Here is a 3,064-nt window from a genome sequence, read left to right as displayed (position 1 = left end):
CCGGGCAGGGCCTCTTCCGGGCCGAGGACAATTTGGAGAGCCCCTGGGCGCGCCGGGCCCTGCTGATCTTCTACGGCGCCTTGGCGTTCGGGGAGCTGCCCTGCATGGGCATGGACGCCTTCCAGGCAAAGACGGGGCTGAGCCTGCTGACGCCCGAAGGCGAGCTCAAGGCCTCCGACGACCTGCCGCCCATGAACACCTTTCTCAACCGTCTGCTGGCGCTACGGATCGCCGATCAGAACGCCCTCTTCGAGGACTTCGAGAAAATCCTGACCGGCGTCCTCGAGCGGGCGGCGGGCTCCGGGCAGATGGACAACGGGGTCGAGGACATCGTGGCCGAGGATCTCGAGGTCCTCTCCGAGGAGGTGATCCGCACCGACGCCGCGACGGGCGCCCAGACGGCGCTGGTCACCTTCGCGCTGCGGACCCGGCGCGACCTACTGCCCCTGGCGCGGCCCTGGAGCGCGCCGCGGGTCTTGGGGAGGCCGCGACCTTCGCGGTCAACGCCAGGTCCGGTCGCCCGGCCCTGGTCGAACACGGCCTGACCACCCCCGAGGACGATGATCGGCTCGTCGCGGCCGTACGCCTGACGCGGCCGGAGACGCGCAGCCTGCTGCCGCGGCGGGTCTTCGAGGAGTCGGCCTGGGAGCAGGTGGACGAAAGCGTGTGGCGAGCCGCCTGGTCCGCCGAGCTCGCCGACACCGATCCCTGGCGGACCCGCGACCTGACCCTGGCGAGCGGCCTGCTGCTGCCGATCTGGTCGCTGCTCCCGGCACGGGGCGCCCAGGTGCGGCGGGTGAAGGCGCCCGATGGCCGGCGCTGGCTGGGCCGGGTGCTGGACCCGGTCCATGCGCGGCGGCTGAAGGTGTCGCTCGGCCTGACCGACGGCGCCACGGCCTTTGGCGAGGACCCGTCCCTCACGGCCGCGGCGGTGCTCGAGCGCGGCCTGCAGCTGGCGCTCAGCGGCGGGTTCTGGCTGCGCCGGGCGCGGGTGATGGACCGATGGCGGCTGGAGCTGGTGGGCGGGGCGTCCCGGCGCGAGGCCTTCCGCGCCATGGGCTGCTTCGTGGAGATCATCGCCCATGCGCCGCGCCTGTTCGTGCCGGTGGATCGGCCCGACGTGCTGGGGGCGATTCTGCGCCGCCATCCGGTCGAGACGGTGCTGGATCCGGCCCAGGCCGCGTGACGGGCCGGTGGAGGGCCGGTGGGAGGAGGAAGGGCGGGGGAAGGGCGAAGCCTTCAGACCGGGAGACAGGCTCCCACGGGGTTTCGCGACTCAAGGAGACGGAGATGCAGAACGTGGTGTTCACCGGCCGTTTGGCGGCCAATCCTCACCTGACCGAGGACTTCGGCAAGGCGGTGTTCCGCCTGCTGGAAAACCGGGGTCAGGACGCCGCCGGCAAGGCGCGGGTCGTGGGCGTTAATTGCGTGAGCTGGTCCAAGGGCCTGAACGAGAAGGTCATCGCCGAGGGGCTCGCGACGGGCTGCGAGGTGGTGGTCACCGGCGTGTTCGTCGACAACCTCTTCGAGACCGGCGACGGGGCCAAGCGCGCCGCCAAGGAGCTGGTGGTCCATCGGCTCAGCGTCCTGGAATGGGCGTCCGACCGTGCGGCGGCGCGGGAGGCCGAGGCCGCCTGACGCCGCATCCTTCCCTTCAATGACTTTTCAGGAGACCGACATGCAGACCGTGACCATCGAAGGCTATCTGGCCGCTGCGCCATCCATCCTCTCGGCCCAAGGCTCGGGCCGAAAGCGCGCGAGCTTCCGCGTCCTGGAAACCGCGCGTTTCCGTCGCGCCGACGGCCAGAAGGGCGAGCGCACCACAGGCTTCAATTGCGTCTGTTTCAATGAGGCGACGGCTGAGACCTATATCGCGCCCTTCGCGCGCAAGGGCAGCCGGGTGGTCGTCCAGGGCCACGTGGAGAACGACACATGGACGGGCCGCGACGGGACCGTCCACTACGACCTGCGGGTGGTGGTGGACGAGCTGCGTCTCAAGAACAGGCGCGATGACAGCGGGGCGGCCGGCGAGGACGAGCTGCCGGAGGTCGGCCAGGCCTCCGGCCTTGGACCAGACCTCGACGACGAGATTCCCTTCTAGAGCCGAACCTCGATCCCCGAACTTCGACCCCGCCGGTTCGCCGGCGGGGTTTTTTGTTTGGCCCCGCAGGTTTTTTGGGGGCGACCGGAAGCCTGAGGCGCGATCCGGCTCAGCCGCAGGGCACTTGTTCGCGATGCATCGGAGGCTCCATGCTGGCGTGGGACAGGTTTGGGCCTCGCGCCGTCGCGGTCAAGATCGCGCTTTCGGTTCCGCCAAGCCTCAGAACTTGCGCGGCGCGGTGTCGTCGGGGGCGGGCTCGCAGGCGCCGTTGAAGCTGAACTGGTAGCCCGCCACCTCGATGTCGCCTGTGCGGCGATCGATCTGGACGCGAGGCTTGTTCAGGAAGTTGAACGAGAACTGGGCGTGGATGTCGTTTTCACCGACGGCCGCCGAAGCGAGGGGCCACCAGCCGTCCTTGCCGCCTGAGCGCAACAGCGGGATCTGCACACGCGGCGGCTTGACCCGCCCCGTGCCGTCCTCGCCGATTTCGAAGCGGAACGTCTCGCTGGTGCGCATGGCGCGCTCGCTGTTGAAGCTGGTGGCGCTGGGATAGCCGTCAGCGCCGGTGGTCTGACCGGTCGTGGTCTCCTCGAGGACGTAGCGCGCCTCGCCCCGACAGATAAGGTTCAACGGGGCGGCGAGGGCTGTGCTTGGGGCCAGCAGGACTGTCGCCGCCAGAATCACGCGCATCGCGACCTCCACCATCGTCGGGCGAGCCATAGCTTGAGGTCGGCGGATCGTCGAGGCGGGACGTGCCCCGGCCCGAGCCGGGTCGGGCTCTAGGCGCCGGCGGCGCCCGGAGCTCCTGCGGATCTCCGCCCTTCGGGTGACGATCCCTCACGCGCGGCCGCCGGCTTGTGGACGCGGCCGCGGGTCGGCCGGGCGAAGGGCGGGGACGATCGTCGCGGCCGACCCGTCGCTGCGCGCCGGACGGAGCGCCCGCCGTGCGGGCGCAACGCCCCC

General features: G+C 70.6%; 5 protein-coding genes. 4 read left to right on the top strand and 1 reads right to left on the bottom strand.

The genetic code is table 11. The features are described from left to right. The 4 genes from RMO04_RS10620 to RMO04_RS10605 all read left to right on the top strand — a co-directional run. On the top strand, nucleotides 1-545 hold a 545-nt coding region (locus RMO04_RS10620), incomplete at its 5' end, for a strawberry notch C-terminal domain-containing protein (protein ID WP_309644756.1). A 107-nt stretch (nucleotides 546-652) separates the two neighbouring features. Then, nucleotides 653-1,186 (top strand): hypothetical protein, encoded by a 534-nt coding sequence (locus RMO04_RS10615; protein ID WP_309644755.1) that lies wholly within the window; start codon nucleotides 653-655, stop codon nucleotides 1,184-1,186. Nucleotides 1,187-1,290: 104 nt separating this feature from the next. Then, nucleotides 1,291-1,638 carry a hypothetical protein gene (locus RMO04_RS10610; RefSeq protein ID WP_309644754.1) on the top strand — a complete coding sequence of 116 codons (348 nt, stop codon included), beginning with the start codon at nucleotides 1,291-1,293 and terminating at the stop codon, nucleotides 1,636-1,638. 40 nt (nucleotides 1,639-1,678) lie between these two features. Further along, on the top strand, nucleotides 1,679-2,101 hold the full coding sequence (locus tag RMO04_RS10605; protein WP_309644753.1) for a single-stranded DNA-binding protein: 423 nt from the start codon (nucleotides 1,679-1,681) through the stop codon (nucleotides 2,099-2,101). Between the two features lie 219 nt (nucleotides 2,102-2,320). On the opposite strand, the gene RMO04_RS10600 is transcribed toward RMO04_RS10605, so the two are convergent. Continuing rightward, on the bottom strand, nucleotides 2,321-2,791 hold the full coding sequence (locus RMO04_RS10600; protein WP_309644752.1) for a hypothetical protein: 471 nt from the start codon (nucleotides 2,789-2,791) through the stop codon (nucleotides 2,321-2,323). Nucleotides 2,792-3,064: the final 273 nt, after the last annotated feature.

It is taken from the genome of Phenylobacterium sp. (assembly GCF_031412415.1).
In the GTDB taxonomy this organism is placed as follows: domain Bacteria; phylum Pseudomonadota; class Alphaproteobacteria; order Caulobacterales; family Caulobacteraceae; genus Phenylobacterium.
This window is presented reverse-complemented; position numbering and strand designations above follow the sequence as displayed.

Coding starts and splice junctions, on each gene's coding strand:
- RMO04_RS10610 (WP_309644754.1), top strand. CDS start 1,291: ATGCAGAACGTGGTGTTCACCGGCCGTTTGGCGGCCAATCCTCACCTG.
- RMO04_RS10605 (WP_309644753.1), top strand. CDS start 1,679: ATGCAGACCGTGACCATCGAAGGCTATCTGGCCGCTGCGCCATCCATC.
- RMO04_RS10600 (WP_309644752.1), bottom strand. CDS start 2,791: ATGCGCGTGATTCTGGCGGCGACAGTCCTGCTGGCCCCAAGCACAGCC.